The 465-nt window shown below is 71.4% G+C and carries 1 pseudogene; it reads right to left on the bottom strand.

The annotated features are described in order from the left end of the window. Positions 1 to 464 (bottom strand): annotated as a pseudogene (locus EN846_RS33605) (DNA topoisomerase IB); the annotation flags it as partial. Between the last annotated feature and the right edge of the window lies 1 nt (position 465).

Raw genomic sequence — 465 nt, 5'->3', positions numbered from 1 at the left:
GTTTCATTGCCGACCGGCACCAGCGTGTCGGCCAGCAGTGCGACCACCATCGCCAGCACCTTTTCGCGCGGAAACCCTGGACGCTTCAGGTCCCGCGACAGCCGCCGCCGCAGCGTGGGCAGGGCGTCGCCAAAGGCGATGATGCGGTCGAACTTGCCGGCGTCGCGCTCTTTCGCCCAGTCGGCGAGGTAACGGTACTGCTTGCGCCCGCGCGCATCGCGGCCGGTGGCCTGCAGGTGGCCGTTGGCGTGGGCGCAGATCCACACGGCGGTGTAGGCCGGTGGAATGGCCAGTGCGCGGATGCGCTGCAGGGTGGCCGCGTCGCGGACCACGTGACCGTCCGCGTCGCGGTAGCTGAAGCCCTGGCCGGCGCGGCGCCGGCTGATGCCCGGCTGGGTGTCATCGACATAGCGCAGGCCGGCCGCGCGCGCGGCCTGTCGTTCGGGGGAAGAGGGGGTTGGCATA

The organism is Mesorhizobium sp. M4B.F.Ca.ET.203.01.1.1 (assembly GCF_004791025.1).
Lineage (GTDB): Bacteria > Pseudomonadota > Alphaproteobacteria > Rhizobiales > Rhizobiaceae > Mesorhizobium > Mesorhizobium abyssinicae.
This window is presented reverse-complemented; position numbering and strand designations above follow the sequence as displayed.